Here is a 24095-nt window from a genome sequence, read left to right as displayed (position 1 = left end):
AAAGTAGGATCATCTTTTTCAAATAATTATTCTTTTGATCTCGGTTTTGTTGGATCACAGTCAGGTGAATCAAGATGTGTAGATTGTGCCAATTTTTCTAAGTAATAACATTCTTCACGTGCCATATGATCAGCCATTAATTGATCAAGCGTACCTAAGAGTTTATTCGTCATTTCCAATTCTTCTAGTTCCTCTAAAAATGTTTTGAACAAAATAAGCTCAAGTTTAACATTTTCATTAAACCGTTCAAGAGCAGGAAACTGATCAACATTTGCCCGTAAATACCCAGCCATTTCAACTGCTTTAATATAAAACTGCTCAAAACGTTTCGTAAAGGCTTGACTCTGCTTTTGCAGCTGTTTCTCAACTAAATCTAGTGAATCGTTAACACCACCAGCATGACCGGCTGCATCAAGAAGCCAGACTAAGTGATGGTGGAGCGGATGAGCAATTGGAGGTTCTTGTTGCTCTAATAAGTAAGGGAGAATTCGCAAATACTCTTCAACCTCATTTACCATATGATTCAAAAAGGTCGGACTAAGTTCTATCGTTACGTCGCCGACCAAGTGTTCACGAATAATTTCAAGCTTAAAAGCCCTAATTTCGTGTGCTTGCTCATTTGCTTGTTCAGTAAGACGTTGAAGCTGTTCCATAGTAGGATTTTGACGACTCGTATCAAGGAGTGAATCAAACGTATCAATAAAAGTTATAGCTGTTTGGACAAACTCTGTTTCCATTGGAGACAGAGTATCTCGAATAAATCTAGCATGATCACCTAAAACCTGTAACCAAAATTGATGTTCAAACACTGCGGTATGATAGAAGTTATTCAATGAACGAAACCTCCCTTAAGGATAGTAACTCAATCAACAATATGTTGTTATAAAGAGCAATATGAGGCAAATATCAAGACTATCAAAAACAATCGAATAAAAAAAAACGATGAGAGCTTGTCTCATCGTTATGTTCTAATCTTATTCGTTTACAGCGTCTTTAAGTTGTTTACCTGGCTTGAATGCTGGGTTCTTAGTAGCAGGGATTTCAATTTCTTGTCCAGTTTGTGGGTTACGTCCTTTACGTGCAGAACGCTCACGCACTTCAAAGCTACCAAAGCCAACTAGTTGAACTTTTCCACCTTCAACAAGAGCTGTTGTAATACTGTCGAAAACTGCGTCAACCGCTTTTGACGCATCCTTTTTAGAAAGGTCTGCTTGCTCCGATACTGCATTAATTAAATCTGTTTTGTTCATGAAAAAAACTCCCTTTCATACCATGTTTTGAAAAACACTTCCATCCATGTGGTGAAATGTTCATTCTTCATTTTTTAATAACTGTCCTGTTTCGACAAGCTAAAAATAAAGCCGCAACTTTATTTAATAATGAAACCCTAGTGGTGTCAAGACTTTCAGCGGAAATTAAAGCATATTATCCCATTTTTTTCTCATTTTTTGACATGATCCCTCATTTTTTTGAATCTGACCGCGATTTTTGTAAAAAAATAAGAGGTGACTAATTTGTCTACCTCTTACATTTTCCGAACTGAAAATGTTGAAATCATGAATATAGCTAGTACTAATGTTATGATCAAAAAGTAAAATGGAGCAATATAAGGAACTAAAAGCAGTTGAAATGTTAAAATACAACCAGCAGCAGTAATAGGTAACCCAACAAAATATCCTGTGCTTTCGGTAATATTAAATCGAGCTAATCTAATTGCACCGCAAGCAATAAAGAAAATTGTAACAAACATACCTGGTAAACCGAAACTAAACAGAATTGCCTGATATAATAGAAATGCTGGGGCTACACCAAATGAGATGATGTCACTTAAAGAGTCTAATTGTTTACCGAATTCAGAAGTACTATTAAAGCGTCTAGCAGCCGCCCCGTCCAAGCGATCAGTTAGTGCGGCAATCGTAATAAAAAGAAGTCCTAACCGTAATTCATTTTGTAAAATAAACATAATAGCAAAAGCACCTAGTCCTAAATTTAAAAGGGTTAAGGCATTAGCAATTTGCCCTTTTAATTTTTTGACGGTATGATCCAATTGATGTAAAAGGAACATGTCATCGACTCCTTATAAATTTATACTAAAACAATTGAAAATTAACGTTCTTAAATAATAATCATACCACATGTTGAAGAGATCGACTAGATAACAAAAAATGTTTCTGCTGTACAAATACTAGGAGGAATTATATTGAAAAAATTGCTTTTTCGTTCATGTATTGAACTTACAAATCACCGTTTGACATCATCCGCCTTGAGAAATTTCTCAAGATCAAAAATTAGCAAGCCATTAGTGAAACCATTTGCTCGTACGTTTCACTTAAATGATTCGGAAATGAAAAGACCATTAAATGAGTACGTTCATTTACATGACTTGTTTATTCGAGAACTAAAGCCTGGTTCACGACCTATTGATAAAAACACACACAGTCTAATCAGTCCTGTAGATGGAATTATGGCTCAGCATGGTGACCTCAGAAAAGGCACAGTCTTTCACGTTAAAGGACAAGATTATAATATCGAAGAAATGCTTGGATCGGCTCAAGCGGCAGAACCTTATTTAAATGGTCATTATTTTATCTTATACCTTAGTCCGAGTCATTATCACAGAATTCATTGTCCAGTTGATGGAATTATTAAAAGGCAGTGGCAACTAGGTGGTCGTTCTTACCCTGTTAATACATTAGGGCTGCGCTATGGAAAAAGACCATTATCTAGAAATTATCGAGTTATTTCAGAACTTGATGTAAATGGCAAACATCTAGCGATTGTCAAAGTTGGGGCTATGAATATTAATACGATCGAACTTACCCATAATGAAGAGCGCCTCTACAAAGGGGACGAAATGGCTTATTTTTCTTTTGGTTCAACGGTAGTGTTACTATGTGAGAATGGACTTTTATCGCAGACAGATATTGAAGAAAATAGTGAAGTGAGAGTAGGAGAGAAGATTGCATTATTAAACCAAAAGGAGACAACCTCTTAAACATTGTTGTATATGGGTGGAGAAACGCTCTACGGCTCTTTTAACGGAGTTTTAAAGGTAGTGGGTATTGATTTCAAGAAATGCCGAGTACAACCGCTCTCGTGCTTCTTGGGGACAATAATGTGAGACATTCATTAAAAATGTAAAAAACAAAAGGCCCGATCAATTTCGGGCCTTTTGCATTCAATTATTGCGGTTCATTCATTTTCTTTTCATACATCTTCTTTAAATCATCTTGCCCGCTTTTTTCCCAAAGTGGAACTCCTGTACGATAAGCGGCTCTAGCTACCATTAAGGCGGCTACTGGAGCAGTTAAGAACACAAATAAGATAGCTAGCAAGATTTTACCAGCAAATATTCCTTCAACCCAAAGGAAGAACAAGAATGTTGCTATCATAATTGAAATAACACCGAGTGTTGCGCTTTTCGTCGCAGCATGAGTACGTCCATACACATCTGGAAAACGAATTAACCCGATCGAACCAAGAAGACTTAGAAAAGCCCCAATTATAACGAAAATACTTAGAATGATCTCAATCGCGGTCAAATACAACACCCCTCTCAATAAACTTAGATAGAGCAATCGTACCAATAAACGCTAGTATACTAATGACAAGAATAACTTCAGAATAAGCGAGTGTCTCTTGTACCATCATCAGTATACCAATAAATCCAATAAGGTTAATGCCAAATGAATCTAATGCAACAATTCGATCAGGCATAGTTGGTCCGATAACTGTTCGTATGAAGCAGACGAATAATGAAATCGACATCGCTGCTAATGCAATCATTAGAATCGTATGAAACATTATTTCGTCACCTCCAAAATCGCGCGTTCAAACGTATCATGGATTTGACGAATCATTTCTTCTTTATCAGGTACATGGATTGCATGGATGTAAATATATTTATTGTCATCAGAGAAATCCATTGATAACGTACCTGGTGTAAGAGATATGAGTGATGCTAACAACGTTAACTCCCACTCAGTTTCAAGCTTTGTTGGTACTGCAACGATACCAGGCTTAATATTTAATTTTGGACTAAGCACAATTTTAATAACGTCAATGTTAGCCAAAATAAGCTCTTTAAAGAAAAGCAACGTTAATTTAATGAACGCCCATACTCGTCTGAAATAAAAATCAAATTGTAAAAAGCGTCTTAATACATAGAGAATTAGAATCCCGATAACATATCCAACTAGAAAATCAACGCCAGTATAGCTGTTTTGTAAGAAGGCCCAAATGAGCGCAATGACAATGTTTAATAATATTTGAAAGGCCATAGCAACTACTCCTTTAGAACAGATTCGATATAAATCGATGGGTCTAGGATTTGTTCTGCCACCTGCAATGAATATACAAAGATTGGTTCTGCAGCGAAACCAAGTACAATTGTCAGCGCAACAAGTGGTACGATTGGCAATAACAGTTTGCCAACTTTAATGTTAGCTTGTTCCTCTGTATGCTTTTGCTCTCCCCAGAAAGCATAGATGAAAATCTTCATCATGGAGAAAAGAGTCAAGAGACCAACAGCAAGAGCAACAGCTGCGATTACATAGTTTCCTTCTTCAAAACCAGCTAAAATAATTGGAAACTTACTGAAGAAACCACTTAAAGGCGGAATCCCAGCTAATGAGATAGCAGAGATGAAAAACATCCAAGCAAGATAAGGATGGGTTTTTAGTAAACCGCCCATTTTCTTAAGATCGGTCGTTCCAGTTATTTTCTGGGTCGCTCCAGCAAATAAGAATAAAGCAGACTTAACAATAATATGGTGAGCAATGTAATAAATTGCTCCAGCAACAGCAAGTGTAGAATAGATTCCAAGCCCCATTACCATGTAACCAACCTGACTTATAATGTGATACGAAAGAATTCGTTTAAAGTCAAATTGAGAAACGGCTCCAAGTACCCCAAAGATCATCGTAAAACCAGCAATCGTTACAATGAGGTAGTGAGTAAAACCAGGATCATGTGTGAATATAAGTGTGAAAGAACGAATAATCGCATAGATCCCAACTTTTGTTAATAGTCCCCCGAATAAAGCAGCGATCGCTGCAGGCGGTCCATAATAGGAGCGCGGGAGCCAAAAGTATAGTGGGAATAATCCCCCCTTCATTGCAAAAACAACGAAGAATAGAACGGCTATTACGTTCAACACACCAGTTTGCTCTATTTCAGCTACTCGTTCTGCTATTTGCGCTAAGTTTAACGTCCCCGTTACTGCATAAATGTACGCTACACCAACGATAAATAAAATCGATGCAAAAACGTTAATTGCAACATATTTAAAGGATTCGCGAAGCTGATATTTCGTTCCTCCCATTACAATAAGAACATAAGAGGATATTAGCATAACTTCAAAAAAGACGAACAAGTTAAATAGGTCACCTGTTAAAAACGCCCCATTTACCCCTGCTAGTAAAAAGAAGTAAAACGGATAGAAGAAAAACTTCTCACGTTCTGATGAGATCGTTTGAAAAGCAAAGAATAAACAAACGACCCCAACAATGCTACATAAGATAACCATCATCGTTGCAAACATATCTGCAACTAAGACGATTCCAAATGGTGCTTGCCAATTACCAAGTTCTAAAACAGTAATACCATTCTGATAGACAAACACAGCAATATAGATAGATAGGATTAGCATCCCAATCGCTGTGATTCCGCTAATCACGCGCTGGATTGTATGATGCTTCGCAAATAATATTAAAATTGTTCCAATAATAAACGGGATTAGGATTGGTAAAATAATTAAGTTATTCATCAGCAGATCCCCTCAATTGGTCTAAGTCATCTGTCTTATGTTCTTTATATGTTCTATAGGCAAGAACGAGCAAGAAAGATGTGACCCCAAAACTAATTACAATCGCTGTTAGGATAAGAGCTTGCGGTAGCGGATCGGCGTAAGCTTCTGATCCTAAACTTAACAATGGTGGTGTTCCTCTTTGTAATCCTGCCATTGTTAATAGCAACAAATGAGCTCCGTGTGATAATAGGATAAGTCCTAAGACAACACGTAATAAGCTTTTCGTTAAAATCATATATGTTCCGACCATAAAGAGGATCCCAACAATGATGGACATTAGAATTTCCATTTAAGCATCATCCTCCGCAATCGTTAGAATAATGATTAAGGCAATTGCAACAACAACTAAGTAAATCCCTAGGTCAAATGGCAATGCCGTAGTCAGTTCTGTCTCTCCTAAAATAGGGAGTTGGTAGTATTCAAAAAATTGAGTTAAAAATGGATAGCCAAACAACATACTAGATACGCCTGTTGCAATTGAAATTAACAGTCCGACTGCAATGATCGTCGTATAGTTAAAAGGCAAGGCCTTTTTCATGCTCTTCATATCAAAACCGAGATACATTAATAGAAGCGCACAAGCTGTCATTAGTCCCCCAATGAAGCCTCCGCCGGGGTTATTATGCCCGGCGAAGAATAAGTACACCGAGAAGGCTAGGATGAGGAAGGTGACAACTCTAGTCAAAGTATGAAGCATTAACTCATTCGATTTGATTTGTTTCTTCACACATCTTCCCTCCCTGTCATTCTAAGTTTAATAAGAGTTACAACCCCAAGAGCTGCAATACCAAGCACAAGTACTTCAAGTAAAGTATCAAGTCCCCGGAAGTCAACTAATATTACGTTAACCATGTTATATCCACCAGCTAGCTCTTTTGAATTTTGAATGAAATATTCAGCAATTGATTCAAACCCTGCTTCGTTTCCAAGGGCAGATGCACTAAAAGCAATAGCTGTTACTAACGCACCTACAGCAATTGAAATAATTAAATTAACAATGTTAAATCTTGGCTTAAACGATTCTTTACGCAGCTCAGGCAAGTGGTAGAACACTAACATGAAGAGTACGACTGTGACCGTTTCAACAAGTAATTGTGTTAAAGCTAAATCTGGTGCACGGAAGACAACAAAGAACAATGCTAATAGAAATCCAATGACACCGACAACGACAATAGCTGTGATCCGATGATTAATAAACGGAATGACAACTGTTGCCCCGATAAATACAATCGATAAGATCCACATAAATGGATCAATACCAGTAGTATTGACTGTATCAATGGCAAATGCATCGTAACGATACATTGTATAAGCAAAGAGCAAAATCATAAACACAGACATATAAGCGAAGTAATCGCGCAATAAACCTGTCATTTGGATTCTTGTTGCAAATTGAGAACCGCTAATTAACCCAGTTAAAGAACGATCATAGAACCAATTTAGTGGATCTCTTTCTTTTAAATAGAAAGCCATCTTAGCCCATTTTTTCATCATTAAGAAGATGAATGTACCAATAACGATGACTCCAATCGTCATAAATAACTCTGTATTAAACCCGTGCCAATGATAAATGTTTACGTAGAATCTGTCATCCGGCCCTAGCAAATTAGGCAGGATCGAAGCCATGGCTGGTTCAATTAAGGTGTAAGCTAATAAATTAGGGAATAAGCCGAATATCACAACTAAAGACCCTAAAACAATTGGACTGATTAACATTCCAACTGGTGCTTCATGTACATGCTTAACATCAAGCTTTTCTGGCTGAAACTTACCTGTGAAAGTTTTAAAGAACATAATCATACAATAAACAAACGTAAATACACTCGCAATCCAAGCAAGAATTGGGAAAAGCATCCCCCATGTCTGCATATTGAAGATATTAAGTTCTGTTGAGTTCAACACTCCAGTAAAGAACATTTCTTTACTTAAGAAACCGTTAAACGGTGGTAGGCCAGCCATTGAAGCAAGACCAATAAGAGAAATAGTAAATGTTACTGGCATAATTGTCATTAAGCCGCCAAGTTTACGAATGTCCCTCGTACCAGTTTCATGATCAATGATTCCGGCAGTCATGAACAAGCTGCCTTTAAACGTAGCATGGTTTATCAGATGGAACACAGCAGCAAGAATCGCTGTTGTATAGATCGTATCAGTACCATAACCATAGTAAAGAGATGCCGAACCAAGACCAAGTAAACACATAATTAACCCAAGCTGACTAATTGTGGAGAAAGCAAGAATGGATTTAAGGTCTTTTTGACGAACGGCAGATATTGAACCCCAACAAAGTGTTACGATTCCAAATATTGATAAGATCCAGAACCATTCTGCAGCCCCGCCAAAAACAGGAGTAAGACGAGCTACTAAATAGATTCCAGCTTTAACCATTGTTGCTGAGTGTAAGTAGGCACTTACTGGTGTAGGTGCTTCCATAGCATCCGGTAACCAAATATGAAACGGGAATTGTGCTGATTTTGTAAATGCACCTAGCAAAATCAGGAGCATTGCAGGTAAAAAGAGAGTACTTGTTGTTACTAAGTCAACATTAGCAATGATTTCGCGAATGCTAAATGTTCCTGTCATGACATACATGAGAGAGAAACCACCAAGCATCGATAAACCACCAAACACAGTAATTAGCATTGACTTTTGGGCACCATAAGTAGATTTCTCACGGTGGAACCAATAACTAATTAGAAGGGATGAAGCTAAACTTGTTAATTCCCAGAATACATAGAGAACGATTAAGTTATCAGATAAAACAACACCTAACATAGCCCCCATAAACATTAACAAGTAAACATAAAAGTTGTTAAGCTTCTCTGTCTTCTTAGATAAATAATAGATCGAATAAAGAATAACTAGAGTTCCGATCCCTGTTATCAGCAGTAGAAACAGCAAACTTAACCCATCCAGATAAACAGTAAAATTAATCCCGAGAGAAGGAACCCAAGGGACAGTGTGTTCAATAACTTCTCCAGCGGACGTTAACGGCAAATACTGGATGAAATAAATAAATAAGACGAGCGGGAGTACAAGGACAAACCACCCCGTATGTATTGGTCTTACGTACTTATACAAAAAAGGGATCAAAATGGCTAACAAAAATGGGGAGATTGTAGCCCAATGTAAAACCGTCAATTGACATACCTCCTTCTTTACTTTAAACAGTTATAACTTGTGTAAATCCTTCTTCATTTACCCTCAAAATTTTCCTGCAAAATACACAATCCTCGAAGACTAAATAAAAGTATAACCTACTTTTTAGACACGTGCATCCAAGACGTTCTTAGCATTTACCAAATTTCAAAAACTTATTAAATATGTAGAAATGAGAAAAAATAAAAGAAAAAAATTTTTTTGTAATGAAAAAATAGAGGATGTCCATGATTAATTTCATTGAAATTGGAAAAAGTATGTATATTTTTTGGAATGGTGCGACAGTCTATAAACAAAGCAAGTATTTTTTTTGTAAGACGAACGTTAAAGAGTTACCACAAATAGGAGTGACAACAATGAACAATAAGCAGAAGGGGTTAGCGGCAGTATGTATTTTTCTTGTCCTATTTTCTGGTGGGTGGTACGCTAATGAATTTAATAATCGTACGATTCATGAGAAGGGACTTGATGGGCCGAACAATGTGACAATCCAACAACTGCATGATAATGTCGTTCCGACTACATTCCCGTTCCAGCCAAGAGAATATATTCGTATTGGTAATCGTACTCCAGAACGTAGTGAATGAGTTGGCAGTCTATATATAAAGGAGGGTGTCAAAACTAACCTTTGAGACACCCCGAAGCAATGAGAGTAGTCGCATACACACTCATGGAGAGTAGCGAACGGATCCATTGCCGCCTCTATTCTGGACTTTGGGACAGGCACATAAAAAAAGGCAGCTATCGTTGTGATGGCTGCCTTTTGCATTATGATGATAGTTTTATTTTATCAGAGAGGGAACGTTTCGCTATTTCCATACGTATTAATTCAATAAAATCATGGTTCAAGTTTAATTCAACTGCTTTGTAATATGTCTCAATTAATAATTCATCAGAAAGGTTTTGCATTTGTTTCCTGTCAAAATTCGACAGGTTCACCTCCTCCGTAATTAGTTTGGCCAAGTTTATAGGAATAGAATCAGTTCTAAGTGAATAAATTACTAAGTTGTCCTTAATGTGTTTTAATCCTATCACGACTTCAGAAATAGAACAACTGTTCTAATTATCCACACTGCTAGGTGGATAAGTTGTTAGTTTCCTGTTTATTACCAATAGGAAACCCTTATGATATTAAGGGGATAGCGTGTATAAAGTTATCCACAGGTGTTGATTAGTGCTTAGTTTTGTCGAAAAATTTTTTGAAAAGTTGAAAATAATAACAGTTTTTTTGAAATAACGTCGTTTTCTGACCATTACATTTGAAAAAAAAAATAACAAAAGGTATAGTTAAAGTTTGGTAGACGTGGCATTTAGTGCGTAAAATACTGTCAACAATCGGCAATTCAACTGTCGGGATGAATGGATCGATTGTCTCTCATAATAGAAGTAAGTAGGTTAAAGAAGGATGAAAAGTAGGAGGATACTATGGAAGAAAGAAATACAATTTGTGCAGGTTGCGGTGTAGCGATCCAAACTGAGTCAAAAGATAGTCTTGGGTATGCACCCGCGTCTGCACTAAAAAGAGATGTGATTATTTGTCAACGTTGTTTCCGTCTAACTCATTATAATGAAGTACAAGATGTTTCACTAACTGATGACGATTTCTTAAAAATATTAAATGGATTAGGACAAAAGAAAGCATTGATAGTGAAAATTGTTGATATTTTTGATTTTACAGGAAGCTGGCTACCAGGCCTGCACCGATTTGTCGGTGGAAATGATGTTTTGTTAGTTGGAAATAAAGTAGACCTTTTGCCAAAATCACTTAATCATAACCGATTAGTAAATTGGATGAAAAAGTCTGCAAAAGATCTCGGTCTAAAGCCGATCGATGTTTTGTTGATGAGTGCTGAAAAAGCAATTGGAATAGAGGAGGTTGCTTCTGAGATAGATCGACTGCGAAAGGGGCAGGATGTTTATATTGTTGGCTGTACAAACGTAGGAAAATCAACGTTTATCAATCAAATGATTAAGGCATTTGGTGGGGATACTGAGCAGTTAATTACAACTTCTCACTTTCCTGGTACAACATTAGATATGATCGATATCCCACTTGATGATGGAAAAGCATTATATGATACCCCAGGAATTATTAATCATCATCAAATGGCTCATTATATAGATAAGCAAGAGCTAAAAGTAATTACGCCCAAAAAGGAAATAAAGCCAATGGTTTTCCAATTAAATGAAGGACAAACTTTATATTTAGGTGGGCTTGGTCGTTTTGACTTTGTTGCAGGAGATAGAACATCCTTTACTTGCTATGTTTCAAATGAACTAAAAATTCACAGAACGAAAAGAGAAAAGGCAGAAGAGCTGTATCAAAATCATTTAGGAGAGCTTTTAACGCCTCCTGGCAACAAAAGTAAGGAATCACTCCCTCCACTTGTAAAGCATACATTTCGTATTAAAGATAAGAAGGTTGACATTGTCTTTTCAGGATTAGGATGGGTCACAGTGAACGGAACGAATATAGAAGTAGAAGGATATGCCCCAAAAGGAGTTAATGTGACAATTAGAGAATCAATTATATAAGGTGCGTTCAATTGTTCAAAAAGGGAAAAATCACCCCTTTTTGAACAGACTTTAGAAAATGAACGCTTTGTTGGGAGGAGTTTTAGGTGGGGAAAGTTTTTGGTTTATTAGGTCATCCGGTAGGGCATTCAATGTCTCCGAACATTCATAACGACGCATTTAATCAGATTGGAATTGAAGCAACGTATCATGCTTTTGATGTAGAGCCCGAGTTCGTCAAAGAGGCCGTTCATGGTATAAGAGCTTTGCAAATAGCGGGCTGCAATGTAACTGTTCCGCATAAGGTTGCTGTTATGGAATATTTGGATGAGATTGATGAAGAAGCTCGTCTTATAGGTGCTGTCAACACGATTGTGAATCAAAATGGAAAGTTAATTGGATACAATACAGATGGTCGGGGGTTTGTTCAGTCATTAATAGAGGAACTAAATGAAGACCTGAAAGACAAACGGCTATTACTAATTGGCGCAGGTGGTGCTGCAAGGGGTGTGGCTACCGCACTCATGCTATATGGCATTAGGCATCTAGCTATTACAAATCGAACAATAGAAAAGGCGGATCCGATCGTACAATTGGCAAAGACGTTGAAGACTCCAGCCGAAGCGGTTGATCGTGCACAAGCAGAAAAGAGTCTAGATGAGTATGATGTCATTATTAATACCACTTCTGTTGGAATGAGTCCAAACATAGAGGATATGCCACTAGACTTAGGAAATTTAAAAAGAGAGGCTGTAGTTTGTGACCTTATTTATAACCCGTTAGAAACAAAGCTATTGAAAGTGGCAAAAAAAGAAGGGGCCACAACAATCAATGGTGTTGGAATGTTTGTCAATCAAGCTGCACTTTCATTTGAACACTGGAATGGAGTAACCCCTGATCGAAATCGGATGAGGAAAATAGTATTAGAACAATTAGGAGGAACAACATGTTAACTGGTAAACAAAAGAGGTTTTTACGTTCAAAAGCTCATCATTTAAACCCAATTTTCCAAGTAGGAAAAGGTGGAGTAAATGATAATATGAGTAAACAAATAGAGGATGCTTTAGAAGCAAGAGAACTACTAAAGATTAGCATCTTGCAAAATTGTGAGGAAGAGAAAGATGACGTAGTAGAACGACTTGTTGCACAAACAGGAGCAGAGCTCGTTCAAGTCATTGGGAACACGATTGTCTTATACAAAGAGTCTAAAGAAAATAAGGAATTAGTTCTCCCTTCTTAAGTAAAGAGCAGGAGAGTGAGATAATGAAAAAAATTGGATTATTTGGAGGAACATTTAATCCTCCTCATTTAGGACACTTGTTATTTGCTCAAGAAGTGTTAGTTGAATTTGAGTTAGATGAAATTTGGTTTATTCCTGTTAATGTTCCCCCACACAAAGAAAGCGATGATCTTGCTTCAAATCAAGATCGGGTTGATATGCTTGTAGGGGCTACAGATGATCATGAACAATTTTATGTTAATACGATTGAGTTAGAAAGGGAAGGACCATCATACACAATTGACACAATGAGACAGTTGAAACAATTATATCCAACTTATGAGTTTTATTTTTTGATTGGCGGAGATATGATTGAGTATTTGCCTAAATGGGAAAAAGTCGATGAATTATTGGAGTTAGTTACATTCATAGGTGTGAAGCGTCCAGGGTCTTCGGTGGATACAACTAATTATTCCAAGCAAGTTCATCTTTTGGAAATGGCCCAAGTGGATATTTCATCAACTGCAATTCGCAAGAGGGTTCAAGAAGGAAAACCGATTACGTATATGGTTCCAAATAGTGTGGAAGCATTGGTGAAAGAAAGGGAGCTATATGAACCGAGAACAAGCATTGGCCATCGTCAAACTTCATCTCACTGATCACCGTTATATTCATACACTAGGAGTAGTAGAAACTTCTATTGAACTTGCTAATCGCTTTGGTGCTAATCAGGAAAAAGCGGAGATCGCGGCTATTTTTCATGACTATGCAAAATTTCGCGATAAAGAAGAAATGAAAAAGGTCGTTCAGGAAAAACTAGTAGATAAATCGTTTCTTGATTATGGAGATGAGCTACTACATGCACCATGCGGGGCATATTTTGTGAAAGATGAAGTTGGCATTGACGATAAAGAAATACTGGATGCCATTTACTATCATACAACGGGAAGGCCAGAAATGACTCTTTTAGAAAAAGTCGTTTTCTTAGCTGATTATATTGAGCCTGGTCGAAAATTTAAAGGTGTTGACGATGTTCGTGAGCTTGCAAAAGTCAGTTTGGATGATGCGATTATTCAAGCGCTTGAAAATACAATTGGTTTTCTAATGAAACGAAGACAGCGTGTTTATCCAGATACACTTGCAACATACAATCATTTAATTAAACAAAAAAGGAGAAGTGATGTTAGTGAATGAAACTTTATCACTTGCAGTAAAGGCGATTGATGATAAAAGAGGAGAAAATATTGTTGCACTAAATATGCAAGGTGTTTCACTGATCGCTGATTATTTTGTCATTTGTCATGGGAATTCAGATAAGCAAGTCCAAGCTATTGCATATGAATTGAAAAAAGTAGTCCAAGAACAAGGAATTGAAATTAAACGACTAGAAGGGTTCGACCAAGCAAGATGGGTTCTTATTGATTTAGGTGATGTCGTTGTGCATGTGTTCCATAAGGATGAACGAGCTTATTACAATTTGGAGAAATTATGGGGAGATGCCCCTGTAGTAGAATTAGAAGGAGTATTAGGCTAATGGAATTAAAGCCTGGTTATAGTGTTAAGTTGGAGGTTATCCGAAAAGCGAACTTTGGCTACTTTTTAAGTGACGGAAAATCAGATATTCTGCTGCATGAACGTGAAGCGAAGGAAGGCATTGATATAGGAGATAGTGTTGACGTCTTTTTGTATCACGACCACCAAGGACGCTTAGCTGCAACAATGGAAGAGCCTATTCTGAAAATGGGTGAAGTTAAATGGTTAGAAGCAGTTGAAGTAAAAACAGGTCACGGTGTTTTCTTTCATAATGGGATCTCTAGAGATCTTTTCCTTTCAATGGACGAGCTTCCTTACGATCGTGAACAATGGCCTAGACCGGGTGACAAACTCCCTCTTTCATTGACATGGGACAAAAGAGGACGTTTAATGGCTAAGCTCGTAAAAGGAGAGCCTGTTGAAAAAACGGCCAACAAAGCTCCGAAAGAAATGATGAACAAAGAAGTAAGTGGGTATGTTTATCATTTTCTTGACGAAGGTGCACTGCTTTTAACGGAAGAAGGGTATATTGCTTTTCTTCATAATGACGAAATGAATGGCACGCCAAGATATGGAGAGTATATTACGGCTCGCGTGCAATTTGTTAGGGATGATGGTCGAATTAATGTCACCATGAATCCGCTTAGGTCTGAGCAGCAAGAAGAAGATGCGGAGCGTATTTATGCATTTTTGCAAGAGAGAGGTGGCTCGATGCCTTATTGGGATAAAACCCCACCAGAAGATATAGAGTTAAGATTTTCAATAAGTAAAGCTAAATTTAAGCGTGCCCTCGGTAAATTAATGAAAGAAAATAAAATTGAACAGCGAGACGGTTGGACGCATATAAAGAAGTCATAAAAGGAGACTATGAGATCGATGAATTATCAAGCGTTTGCTGCTTTGTACGATACGTTAATGGCGGATGCGCCTTATGACAAATGGATCGATTATATGCAGAAACAATTATACAAGTCCAACCTCTTGGGGAGTCGTGTTCTTGATGTTGGATGTGGTACGGGGGAACTATTGGTCAGGTTGAATGATTTTGGTGCTGAAGTAGTGGGGGTTGATTTATCAGCTGAAATGCTGGCTATTGCAAAAGAAAAATGCGAGAAAGCTGGCTTTTCCCCCTTATTAATTCAGCAATCAATGACGGACTTAGAAGGCTTAGGACAGTTTGATGTTGTCACTGTCTTTTGTGATTCCCTCAATTATTTGGAAACCGAACAGGAAGTTGTCGATACGTTTCAATGTTTGTTTGAGCACATGAAGGAAGGGGCTGTTCTTTTATTTGATGTTCATTCAGTCTCCAAAATAGAAGAAGGCTTTATTGGACATACGTTTGCTGAAGATGCCGGTGAAATTGCATATATATGGACTTCTTTTAAAGGTGATCACCTATTTAGTGTTGAACATGAATTAACGTTTTTTGTCCAAAATGAATTAAATTATTATGAACGGATGCTTGAATTACATAAACAGCGAACTTATCCAGTTGACCAATATAAGCAATGGCTAGTAGAAGCCGGGTTTTGCGATATATCTATACAAGCGGATTTTACTAGCGAATATCCTACAAATAAAAGTGAACGAATTTTCTTTTGTGCAAAGAAAAATAGAGGGATTTAGAAAAAAATAACGAAATAAGAACGAGGAAGAGCCTATAAGCTCTTCCTCGTTCTTATTTTTTCGTGAAAGATTCAGATATTAATTCTTGATCTTCATAATATTTCGCATGTGTTTGTTGGAACAGATGATCAAACATCAGTCCAATTTCAGCTTCTAACACTTTTATTCCTTCCCCAGTTATTCCTCCAGGGACACAGACGCGTTCTTGTAACGTTGGTAAGGTGAAATGTCCTTTTTCTAATAACTTACCCATTCCAATCATCATATTTGTAGCAAGAGTTGTCGCATCTTCTTGACTAATGTCTGTTTGTCTGACTGCCCCATCAATAAATTGCTGCATGATATAGCTAAAAAAAGCAGGACCGCAGCTTACGATATCAGAAGATACACGTGTAATATTCTCATCGATCACTAACGGTTCAGAAATTGATGACATTAAGTTAGTCACAAATGTGCGGTCTTCTGGATGACATCTATTGCCAAAACTTAATAGGGAAGGTCCTGTTAATGCTCGATTCAGAATACTTGGAATTGCACGGGCAACTTTACAACTGACCATTTCTTCTAATTGAACAACTGAAATGGGACTTGTAATAGAGATTAATAACTTGTTTTTATCACATACATGAGTAATTTCGCGTAACACATTTGGCATCTGTAAAGGCTTGGTGCATAAGAAGATGACATCTGACTGCTTTGCTGTTGATATTGCATCAGGTGCAATCTTAAGGTCGGGAAAGCGTTCCTGTAAAACTTGAGCTTTTTCTCTATTTCGATTAGTTATGACAAATTGGTGCGGAGAAATGGCACCAGATTCTATGAATGATTCAAGTAAAATCGTCCCCATACTACCTGTTCCAATTACTCCAATTTTCAAGATAGCCCCTCCTTCATACGATTATCGTTATGACTAAACGTATGAGGCGGAATGAGATGTTATGACTTCAATTATTTTTCATTTATATAATTTGCGACCATCTCAGGCGTCACAAGCTTTCGAGGTGGGAATTGAAACTGCATGGCAATTTGATTCATTTCTTTGGTGATCTGGTTAATTTCTGTTGTTTGAATTGTTTTTCCTGCCTTGGCTAATTCGAGCAAACTCTCAATTGCCCGCTCCCTTTGGGCATCTAATGCTAGAAATTGTTTTTGTGCTTCACGGTGTTTCTTTACTTGTTCTGCAATTTGTAAATGTACAGTCATTGAATATCGTCTCCTTACTATTCTTCGTTGTTTTTTAAAACCTATCAATAATGAAAGGTGTGTTCATATGTTGAAAAAAATAGCTAGTTTAAAAAAAGCAGGGGCAATAAGTGCATTCTTACTAATAGTCAGTTTAGTATTGTTTCTTCATTTTAGCAATCCCAAAGAAGAAGAAGTTGTATTTGATTGGAACGAATACCAAAAGGAATTTACTCAAGGTGAGCAACTTCCTGTAAGTACTGAGAGTAAAACGAGTCTAGTGGTAGATGTAAAAGGTGCGATTAGAAGTCCTGGTGTTTATGAGCTGGAAGGAGGGGCACGAATTGTGGATGCAATTGAAATTGCGGGAGGCTTTAGGGAAGATGCAGATCAATTAAAGTTAAATTTAGCTCAATTATTACATGATGAGATGCTGATTTATGTACCAATTGAAGGAGAAGAGGGAATTACTGAATTAATATCCCTTGGAGCAGGAGAAAGTGATGGGAAAATAAGCATCAATCAAGCTACGGTTACGGATCTTGAACAACTTCCAGGAATAGGGCCTGCTAAAGCTGCTGCAATCATAACTTATCGTGATGAACATGGTCCATTTAAAGGGGTAGAAGATCTATTGCAAGTATCTGGCATTGGACCAAAATCGATTGAAAAGCTTCAAGAACACCTTATATTTCGATAAAATCCGATAAGCATTGACGTTACTGCTTCTTTTTTCTAAACTAACTATATGAAGATTAGGAGGATAAACTGTGCAAAGAATTTCTTGGGATCAATATTTTATGGCACAAAGTCATTTGTTAGCGTTAAGAAGTACTTGTACCCGTCTAATGGTGGGAGCAACAATAGTTAGAGAAAAGCGAATTATTGCGGGTGGATACAATGGCTCAGTTTCTGGTGGTGCTCATTGTATAGATGAAGGTTGTTATGTTGTAGACAACCATTGTATCCGAACGATACACGCGGAGGTAAACGCCCTTCTTCAATGTGCAAAATTCGGTGTTCCAACAGAAGGATCTGAGATTTATGTGACGCATTTTCCTTGTGTGCATTGCGCTAAAGCAATCATCCAGGCAGGCATTAAAAGTGTCTACTATGCAAAGGATTATAAAAATCATCCTTATGCAGAAGAAATGTTTAAAGAAGCAGGGATTCAAGTTGTTCAAGTGGAGTTAGATGAGATAAGCTTGGATCAAAACCATCTTGATAAGATGAAATTTACAGCAGACTTGTTAGATAAATTAGATCAAGCGGGTGTTGCAGCAAAAGATCTAAAAGTGTTACGTGATCGAGCTAATTCTTTGTATACACAAAGCTTTTTTAAGGGGTGAGCCAATATTCTTCACCTCTTTTCTCTTCTCCCGATCGTTGCTACGCTTGGCCTCTTTTTAGCTCTAAGAGGAGCAAATGTGCCGTATCTCTTCATCCTTACTGGCTTCCTCCTTTTTTGCCTATTACATCGTCAATACTTCAAACTTAAGATACTTCTTTTCACTTTCACTTTTCTTATATATTATTTTGTAGGTATATATACTCTTGATCAAAGAGACACGGTATTTGTAGCTGGTGAACAGACTATTTACGGTAAAGTTCAGACCATTCCTGTTATAGATGGTGATTCATTAACAATGCGGCTTGAAAGTAATAAAAAAGAAGTGATTCAAATTCAAGCATACCTTTATGATGAGCATGAGCAAAAACAAATGAAATCCATTTTGATCGGTGATTCGTGTAAAATCAGTGGTGTTCTCTCGCAGCCATTGCGTCCTACGAATTTTGGACAATTTGATTATAAACGTTATTTATACGAACAACATATATTTTGGATTTTAAGACCGAATCGAGCAGGAATCCAGTGTATTAGTACGGATCATCATGGATATTTTTTGAAGCTGCAACGGTGGCGTCAAATACAACTACAAAAAATTGAACAGAACATTAGCTCAGATTTTAGTGGCATTATGAGCGCCTTAGTTTTTGGTGAAAGAATAATGATGGATGGAGAATTATTAGAAGCTTATCAAAGACTGGGTGTCATTCATTTACTCGCTGTTTCAGGTTTGCATGTTGGGATGATTGTAGCTGCTAGCTTCTATATGTTAATTAGAATCGGTGTAACGAGGGAGCGATCAATGGAGGTGCTTCTCTTTGTGCTTCCCATCTATAGTGTTATTGCTGGTGCAGCACCTTCTGTTATCCGAGCAGCACTTATGTCTATGGTTGTTCTATTATTTATGCGCATGAAGTTACGAATACCGCCACTTTTAGGTATTGTCGTTGTATATTTAGCTTATGTTTTCTATAATCCGTTCATTATATTTCAGCTAGGGTTTCAGTTATCCTTTTTAGTCTCTTTTAGTCTAATTACTTCGGCGCCCATTATTCAACGACGTTATAATCATACAGGTTTCCAGCTAGTGGCAATTACGATGGTTTCTCAACTCATTTCCTTTCCTATTATCCTTCTTCATATGTATGAAATTCCTATTTTGAGTCTTCCGTTGAATGTAGTCTATATTCCTTTTATTTCGTTATTTGTCCTTCCGTTAACCTTCATATCCTTTTTCATATCCTTCTTTTTGCCAACCAACTATAATGTGTTCCTTTATTTATTAGAAGCAGTGGTCCCTACTGTTCATCAAATTCTCCTGAAAGTAGCAGAATTAAAATGGGCGACTCTTATTGTTGGAAAACCGTCTACCTTAATGATGTTCCTTTTCTACATCAGTATCGTCTATGGATTTGTAAGTTGGGAAAAAGGGGGAAAGTTGTGGTGGAGAATTCCATTGTTATTCTTAAGCTTGATCCTTTTGTTTCAACTGTTACTTCCGTATACTGATTCAAGAGCAAAAATCACCATGATAGATGTAGGCCAAGGGGACAGTTTTCTTATAGAGCTTCCTTATCGTAAGGCAGTTTACTTAATTGACACTGGTGGGACGATCTCTTTTATGAATGAAGAGTGGAGAAGTCGACGAAGGGCATTTGATGTAGGAGCAAATATTGTTGTACCAACACTAAAAGCTCAAGGTATTCGAAAAGTCGATCGGTTAATTTTGACACATGGTCATCGTGATCACATAGGTGGTGCGAAAGCTTTAGCTCAGGGTCTTACAATCAAAGAAGTATTATATAGTAAGGGACCGGTAGAGGGAGAATTTGAGCGTGATCTATTGACTGTTTTATCTGAAAATGGAGCGACTATTCATTTTATTAATGAAGGTATGGGCTGGAGTACAGGCGATTCTTCGTTTTCTATATTATCACCTGTTGGAACAGAACCTGACTTAAATGCAAGGTCTATCGTAATTTTGGCAAATGTGGAGGAGGTATCTATTTTATTTACAGGAGATTTGGAAGAGGAAGGCGAAAGGAGACTGCTTAGAGATTACCCGGAACTTCAAGTTGATATTTTGAAAATTGGTCATCATGGTAGCAGGACTTCAACTACAGAGCCTTTTCTACAACAATTAAGACCAAAGGCTGCTTTCATTCCAGTTGGGCGCAATAATCGATTTGGTCATCCTCACCCTGATGTCATGAGCAGGTTAGAGGAACAAGAGGTTATAATTTGGCGTAGTGACCTAAATGGCGCTGTCCAACTGTTAATAAAAAACAAAGAGCTAAACATAAGGACACCAAAAGGTCAGTAATAAATAGGAAAAAGAGGGGTCTAGCGTATTGGAAAAGGTTAAGCGCCTTTTCGTAACACCTAGACTCCCTCTTTTATCTGTTAGACCATCTTTTTCTTACATACCACTAAATACATCTACAATAGTAGCGATAACGAAAAGGGTTGCAAAGAAACCAAAAGGAATGATAAATCCAACAGCAGAATCAATTGCATCATTACGTTTGCATTGTACTTCTTTTTCAAAATGCATCTGGCATTCCTCCTTATTCAAATTCAAGTATACGGGATGGGCTAAAAAAATGCTAGGTAGATTGTTCGCCAATTTGACAAAATCATGAATGGTTCAATAAATTGTAAAAAACTTTTCAGATAGTTGGTTTGTCTGTAAAGAGTTGTCACCTATACTTTCGGTTTGCATAGGATATTATAAATAGTGCAAGGCGGTCATGGTTATCGTCGTAAGTAAGAGGTCCCGGGTTCTTACTTTACGGCGTTTATCATAAATGGGGGTCTGGCATTTACGGGGCTAGACCCCTTTCTCATTTTTCTTGTCATATGGGCAATCATTGTCTATCCTAAGAGGAGGACGAGCACAATAAACTCCTATAATAATATTCCCAAAAATTATGGGAAATAAGCAAGTAAAAATGAGGAATGAACATGTCATATTTAAAAATAAGAAAAGAAATTCAAAGCGGCAACATAAAACCAGTTTATTTTATGTATGGAACACAAACGTTTTTAATGGAAGATCTCTTGTTTCAAATTGTAAAACATACAGTTGGTGCACAAGATGATCCAAATGTTATAACGTATAGTCTCCAAGATACACTGCTTGACCTCGCTGTGGAAGAGGCAGAAACGTTTCCTTTTTTCGGTGGAAAAAAGGTTGTAATTGTAAAAGATTTCTCCCTTGTTTCGACTCAAAAGCCTGATACAAAATTAGAACATGATGTACAACGTTTGCAACAATACATAGAGCAGCCTTCGCCGGAAGCGATATTTATTTTATTAGCACCTTATGAAAAATTAGATGAACGAAAGAAAATTACGAAAGCACTAAAGCAAAAAACAACATTAGTGGAGTGTTTCCCTTTTGATGACCGAATGCTGTCTGAGTGGCTGGATGACCAAGCCTCAGCGAAAGGCTTTCGATTTACATCTGAAGGAAAAGACCATTTGCTTGAACGTGTAGGTCCGCAGCTTTTATTACTTGCATCTGAAATGGAAAAGCTGGCCCTGTATGTAGGACAAGAAGGACAGGTAGATGGGAAGGTTGTCGATCTTCTTGTGGCCCGTTCATTAGAACAAGATGTGTTTGCATTAATCGAGTTTGCAGTGAAACAAAGATTAGATAAAGCATTATCAATTTATCATGATTTACTAAAGCAAAAAGAAGAACCGCTAAAATTATTGGCTCTAATTGCAAGGCAGTTACGAATATATTATCAAGTAAAGGAAATGAGTCGAAGAAGCTATTCCCAAAAGCAAATAGCGATGCAGTTAAAGCTACATCCATATGTTGTCAAGCTGGCGAGTCAACAAATGAATAAATTTGATGATCAACGTCTCCTTCAATTATTAGAAGCTGCAGCGGATACCGACTATGCAATTAAGTCAGGTAAAATGGAGAAAGTTCTTGCGGTCGAACTGTTGTTAATGAGATTAGCAAGTGTTCATGAAAATTAAAAGATGAAAAGAAAAAGCACACGAAGACAATTCGTGTGCTTTTACCATTATGCAGAAAGTCCGTTAAGCTTTTTCGCAAGACGAGACTTTTGACGAGATGCTGCATTTTTATGAATAAGACCTTTGTTAGCTGCTTTATCAAGCTTCTTAGTAGCTTCAGTGAAAGCTGCTTTCGCTACTTCAACGTCACCAGCTTCTACTTTTGCTTCAAAGTTCTTGATAGCAGTACGTAGAGCAGATTTAACTGACATGTTTTGAGCACGACGTTTGTCAGCTGTTTTCACACGTTTGATCGCAGATTTAATGTTTGGCATATCATTCACCTCCTAATACATGTTGTTCAGGTTGATCCCAGTCCATCTATTTATGAACGGTTTCGCTTCTTGTTCAAGGTACGTTGACACAATTCGCATCATTCATACAACAAATTGCATTTTACCAAAAATGACGCATGATTGCAATAGAAGAATGAAAACACGTATGAACGGAGACACTACATTCACGAGAGAGTCTATACTAGGAGTGTGGTCCAAATGAGTGAAGAATTAAATCTTGACCAATTTCAAATACGTACTGATTTAGCGGTGGAAGCGCACCAAATGGTGTTAGAACAAGAAGAAAAGGCTGCAAAAGGAATGGCTCCAAAAGAGGTAAATGGGGTCCAAATAGATGAAGAAACAGTAGACGGTGTGTCAATAACAAGAGTAGTCATTGATGAGGTTGGTGCAAAAAGATTAGGGAAAAAGGCTGGAAATTATTTAACATTCGAAGCACTTGGGATTCGAAAAAAGGATACGGAACTACAGGAAAAAATGGAACGTGTCTTTGCCAATTCATTTTCTGCCTTTTTAAAAGATATTGGCATTAAAGAAACGGATAAATGTCTCGTTGTAGGTCTTGGTAATTGGAATGTTACACCAGACGCGTTAGGTCCTATTGCTGTAGAAAATTTATTAGTTACAAGCCATTTGTTTAGATTAGCTCCTGAACAAGTTCAAGATGGATTTCGTTCAGTTAGTGCAATAACACCAGGTGTTATGGGATTAACTGGGATTGAAACGAGCGATGTTATTTATGGTGTGATCGAGAAGACAAAGCCAGATTTTGTAATTGCTATAGATGCATTGGCTTCGCGTTCAATTGAAAGAGTCAATTCCACGATTCAAATTTCGGATACAGGCATTCACCCTGGAAGTGGGGTAGGCAATAAACGTAAAGAACTAAGCAAAGAGGCGCTAGGAATTCCTGTTATTGCAGTCGGTATCCCTACAGTTGTTGACGCGGTATCGATTACGAGTGATACGATTGATTACGTATTAAAACATTTTGGAAGAGAGATGAAAGAAGGAAATGCACCGTCTCGTTCTCTTGCACCAGCTGGGATGACATTCGGTGAAAAAAGAAAATTAACAGACGAGGATTTACCAAATGAACAAAAGCGTTCAACAATTATGGGGATGGTAGGAAATTTACCTGAAACAGAAAAGCGTCAGTTAATCCAAGAAGTACTTGCGCCGCTTGGTCATAATTTAATGGTGACACCAAAGGAAGTAGATGTATTTATTGATGACATGGCGAATGTTATCGCAGCAGGCTTAAATGCAGCCCTGCATCAAAAAATAAACCAAGAAAATGTAGGAGCATATACACACTAGAGAGCTAAGAAAAGGGGTGATTTTCCCCCTTTTCTTAGCTCTCGATGCAATGAG

30 protein-coding genes are annotated in these 24095 nt (G+C 37.4%); 15 read left to right on the top strand and 15 right to left on the bottom strand.

The genetic code is table 11. The annotated features are described in order from the left end of the window. Positions 1 to 26: 26 nt before the first annotated feature. The 3 genes from MF646_RS07165 to pssA all read right to left on the bottom strand — a co-directional run bounded on the left by MF646_RS07165 (position 27) and on the right by pssA (position 2065). Positions 27 to 833 (bottom strand): DUF2935 domain-containing protein, encoded by an 807-nt coding sequence (locus tag MF646_RS07165; protein ID WP_250095815.1) that lies wholly within the window; start codon positions 831 to 833, stop codon positions 27 to 29. A gap of 141 nt (positions 834 to 974) precedes the next feature. Then, complete coding sequence (locus tag MF646_RS07160) at positions 975 to 1250, bottom strand: HU family DNA-binding protein (RefSeq protein ID WP_034625140.1); 276 nt, start codon at positions 1248 to 1250, stop codon at positions 975 to 977. Between the two features lie 275 nt (positions 1251 to 1525). After that, the gene (pssA, locus tag MF646_RS07155) at positions 1526 to 2065 is read right to left on the bottom strand and encodes a CDP-diacylglycerol--serine O-phosphatidyltransferase (RefSeq protein WP_250095814.1); all 540 of its coding nucleotides are present in this window, start codon (positions 2063 to 2065) and stop codon (positions 1526 to 1528) included. A gap of 135 nt (positions 2066 to 2200) precedes the next feature. On the opposite strand from pssA, the gene MF646_RS07150 reads away from it, so the two are divergent. Beyond that, positions 2201 to 2995, top strand: a complete 795-nt coding sequence (locus tag MF646_RS07150) for a phosphatidylserine decarboxylase (RefSeq protein ID WP_250095813.1) — start codon at positions 2201 to 2203, stop codon at positions 2993 to 2995. Positions 2996 to 3182: 187 nt separating this feature from the next. On the opposite strand, the gene mnhG is transcribed toward MF646_RS07150, so the two are convergent. The 7 genes from mnhG to MF646_RS07115 are packed head-to-tail and all read right to left on the bottom strand — an operon-like array spanning position 3183 to position 8950. Further along, entirely contained in the window at positions 3183 to 3542 is a 360-nt protein-coding gene (gene mnhG, locus MF646_RS07145; RefSeq protein WP_250095812.1) for a monovalent cation/H(+) antiporter subunit G, read from the bottom strand. Beyond that, the gene (locus MF646_RS07140) at positions 3529 to 3804 is read right to left on the bottom strand and encodes a Na(+)/H(+) antiporter subunit F1 (RefSeq protein WP_250095811.1); all 276 of its coding nucleotides are present in this window, start codon (positions 3802 to 3804) and stop codon (positions 3529 to 3531) included. The genes mnhG and MF646_RS07140 overlap by 14 nt, the downstream gene beginning before the upstream one ends. Beyond that, positions 3804 to 4280 (bottom strand): Na+/H+ antiporter subunit E, encoded by a 477-nt coding sequence (locus MF646_RS07135; RefSeq protein WP_250095810.1) that lies wholly within the window; start codon positions 4278 to 4280, stop codon positions 3804 to 3806. The genes MF646_RS07140 and MF646_RS07135 overlap by 1 nt, the downstream gene beginning before the upstream one ends. A 5-nt stretch (positions 4281 to 4285) precedes the next feature. Next, the gene (locus tag MF646_RS07130; protein ID WP_250095809.1) at positions 4286 to 5767 is read right to left on the bottom strand and encodes a Na+/H+ antiporter subunit D; all 1482 of its coding nucleotides are present in this window, start codon (positions 5765 to 5767) and stop codon (positions 4286 to 4288) included. Further along, positions 5760 to 6098: a Na(+)/H(+) antiporter subunit C gene (locus MF646_RS07125; protein WP_250095808.1), complete on the bottom strand. Its 339-nt coding sequence runs from the start codon at positions 6096 to 6098 to the stop codon at positions 5760 to 5762. Before MF646_RS07125 ends, MF646_RS07130 begins: the two co-directional genes overlap by 8 nt. Next, positions 6099 to 6536 carry a Na(+)/H(+) antiporter subunit B gene (locus tag MF646_RS07120; protein ID WP_420842487.1) on the bottom strand — a complete coding sequence of 146 codons (438 nt, stop codon included), beginning with the start codon at positions 6534 to 6536 and terminating at the stop codon, positions 6099 to 6101. Then, on the bottom strand, positions 6533 to 8950 hold the full coding sequence (locus tag MF646_RS07115) for a Na+/H+ antiporter subunit A (protein WP_250095807.1): 2418 nt from the start codon (positions 8948 to 8950) through the stop codon (positions 6533 to 6535). Before MF646_RS07115 ends, MF646_RS07120 begins: the two co-directional genes overlap by 4 nt. 374 nt (positions 8951 to 9324) lie before the next feature. On the opposite strand from MF646_RS07115, the gene MF646_RS07110 reads away from it, so the two are divergent. Continuing rightward, positions 9325 to 9555 carry a hypothetical protein gene (locus tag MF646_RS07110; RefSeq protein ID WP_250095806.1) on the top strand — a complete coding sequence of 77 codons (231 nt, stop codon included), beginning with the start codon at positions 9325 to 9327 and terminating at the stop codon, positions 9553 to 9555. Between the two features lie 181 nt (positions 9556 to 9736). On the opposite strand, the gene MF646_RS07105 is transcribed toward MF646_RS07110, so the two are convergent. Further along, positions 9737 to 9877 (bottom strand): sporulation histidine kinase inhibitor Sda, encoded by a 141-nt coding sequence (locus tag MF646_RS07105; RefSeq protein ID WP_250095983.1) that lies wholly within the window; start codon positions 9875 to 9877, stop codon positions 9737 to 9739. 516 nt (positions 9878 to 10393) lie between these two features. Here MF646_RS07105 and yqeH point away from each other — a divergent pair. From yqeH to MF646_RS07065, 8 genes are all read left to right on the top strand, one after another. Further along, on the top strand, positions 10394 to 11503 hold the full coding sequence (gene yqeH / locus MF646_RS07100; RefSeq protein ID WP_250095805.1) for a ribosome biogenesis GTPase YqeH: 1110 nt from the start codon (positions 10394 to 10396) through the stop codon (positions 11501 to 11503). An 86-nt stretch (positions 11504 to 11589) separates the two neighbouring features. Further along, positions 11590 to 12435 carry a shikimate dehydrogenase gene (aroE, locus tag MF646_RS07095; protein WP_250095804.1) on the top strand — a complete coding sequence of 282 codons (846 nt, stop codon included), beginning with the start codon at positions 11590 to 11592 and terminating at the stop codon, positions 12433 to 12435. Then, the gene (gene yhbY, locus MF646_RS07090) at positions 12429 to 12722 is read left to right on the top strand and encodes a ribosome assembly RNA-binding protein YhbY (protein ID WP_250095803.1); all 294 of its coding nucleotides are present in this window, start codon (positions 12429 to 12431) and stop codon (positions 12720 to 12722) included. The genes aroE and yhbY overlap by 7 nt, the downstream gene beginning before the upstream one ends. 23 nt (positions 12723 to 12745) lie before the next feature. After that, the gene (locus MF646_RS07085; protein WP_250095802.1) at positions 12746 to 13360 is read left to right on the top strand and encodes a nicotinate-nucleotide adenylyltransferase; all 615 of its coding nucleotides are present in this window, start codon (positions 12746 to 12748) and stop codon (positions 13358 to 13360) included. Next, a complete protein-coding gene (gene yqeK, locus MF646_RS07080; protein ID WP_250095801.1) occupies positions 13314 to 13895 on the top strand; it encodes a bis(5'-nucleosyl)-tetraphosphatase (symmetrical) YqeK in 582 nt (193 codons plus the stop codon). The genes MF646_RS07085 and yqeK overlap by 47 nt, the downstream gene beginning before the upstream one ends. Continuing rightward, on the top strand, positions 13882 to 14235 hold the full coding sequence (gene rsfS / locus MF646_RS07075) for a ribosome silencing factor (RefSeq protein WP_250095800.1): 354 nt from the start codon (positions 13882 to 13884) through the stop codon (positions 14233 to 14235). The genes yqeK and rsfS overlap by 14 nt, the downstream gene beginning before the upstream one ends. Beyond that, complete coding sequence (locus MF646_RS07070) at positions 14235 to 15092, top strand: CvfB family protein (protein ID WP_250095799.1); 858 nt, start codon at positions 14235 to 14237, stop codon at positions 15090 to 15092. Before rsfS ends, MF646_RS07070 begins: the two co-directional genes overlap by 1 nt. Positions 15093 to 15110: 18 nt before the next feature. Then, positions 15111 to 15863, top strand: a complete 753-nt coding sequence (locus tag MF646_RS07065) for a class I SAM-dependent DNA methyltransferase (protein WP_250095798.1) — start codon at positions 15111 to 15113, stop codon at positions 15861 to 15863. 52 nt (positions 15864 to 15915) lie between these two features. Here MF646_RS07065 and comER read toward each other — a convergent pair whose 3' ends face one another. Together comER and MF646_RS07055 are read right to left on the bottom strand one after the other, a co-directional pair. Further along, positions 15916 to 16740, bottom strand: coding sequence for a late competence protein ComER (gene comER, locus MF646_RS07060; RefSeq protein WP_250095797.1), 825 nt, complete (start codon positions 16738 to 16740; stop codon positions 15916 to 15918). A gap of 71 nt (positions 16741 to 16811) precedes the next feature. Further along, positions 16812 to 17066 carry a DUF2533 family protein gene (locus tag MF646_RS07055; protein WP_250095796.1) on the bottom strand — a complete coding sequence of 85 codons (255 nt, stop codon included), beginning with the start codon at positions 17064 to 17066 and terminating at the stop codon, positions 16812 to 16814. Positions 17067 to 17133: 67 nt separating this feature from the next. On the opposite strand from MF646_RS07055, the gene MF646_RS07050 reads away from it, so the two are divergent. From MF646_RS07050 to MF646_RS07040, 3 genes are all read left to right on the top strand, one after another. Beyond that, the gene (locus tag MF646_RS07050) at positions 17134 to 17745 is read left to right on the top strand and encodes a helix-hairpin-helix domain-containing protein (RefSeq protein WP_250095795.1); all 612 of its coding nucleotides are present in this window, start codon (positions 17134 to 17136) and stop codon (positions 17743 to 17745) included. Positions 17746 to 17815: 70 nt separating this feature from the next. Beyond that, complete coding sequence (locus MF646_RS07045; RefSeq protein ID WP_250095794.1) at positions 17816 to 18394, top strand: ComE operon protein 2; 579 nt, start codon at positions 17816 to 17818, stop codon at positions 18392 to 18394. Positions 18395 to 18472: 78 nt separating this feature from the next. Continuing rightward, positions 18473 to 20716, top strand: a complete 2244-nt coding sequence (locus tag MF646_RS07040) for a DNA internalization-related competence protein ComEC/Rec2 (RefSeq protein WP_250095793.1) — start codon at positions 18473 to 18475, stop codon at positions 20714 to 20716. A gap of 96 nt (positions 20717 to 20812) precedes the next feature. Here the strand turns inward: MF646_RS07040 and MF646_RS07035 are convergent, their stop codons facing one another. Continuing rightward, a complete protein-coding gene (locus tag MF646_RS07035) occupies positions 20813 to 20947 on the bottom strand; it encodes a YqzM family protein (protein ID WP_250095792.1) in 135 nt (44 codons plus the stop codon). Between the two features lie 410 nt (positions 20948 to 21357). Between MF646_RS07035 and holA the strand changes: the two genes are divergently transcribed. Then, positions 21358 to 22386: a DNA polymerase III subunit delta gene (gene holA, locus MF646_RS07030; RefSeq protein WP_250095791.1), complete on the top strand. Its 1029-nt coding sequence runs from the start codon at positions 21358 to 21360 to the stop codon at positions 22384 to 22386. Between the two features lie 47 nt (positions 22387 to 22433). Here the strand turns inward: holA and rpsT are convergent, their stop codons facing one another. After that, entirely contained in the window at positions 22434 to 22700 is a 267-nt protein-coding gene (rpsT, locus tag MF646_RS07025; protein WP_034625096.1) for a 30S ribosomal protein S20, read from the bottom strand. 219 nt (positions 22701 to 22919) lie between these two features. On the opposite strand from rpsT, the gene gpr reads away from it, so the two are divergent. Beyond that, complete coding sequence (gene gpr / locus MF646_RS07020) at positions 22920 to 24041, top strand: GPR endopeptidase (protein ID WP_250095790.1); 1122 nt, start codon at positions 22920 to 22922, stop codon at positions 24039 to 24041. Positions 24042 to 24095: the final 54 nt, after the last annotated feature.

Origin of the sequence: Halalkalibacter alkaliphilus, from assembly GCF_023555415.1 — a bacterium.
GTDB classification, from domain to species: Bacteria; Bacillota; Bacilli; order Bacillales; family Bacillaceae_D; genus Halalkalibacter; species Halalkalibacter alkaliphilus.
This window is presented reverse-complemented; position numbering and strand designations above follow the sequence as displayed.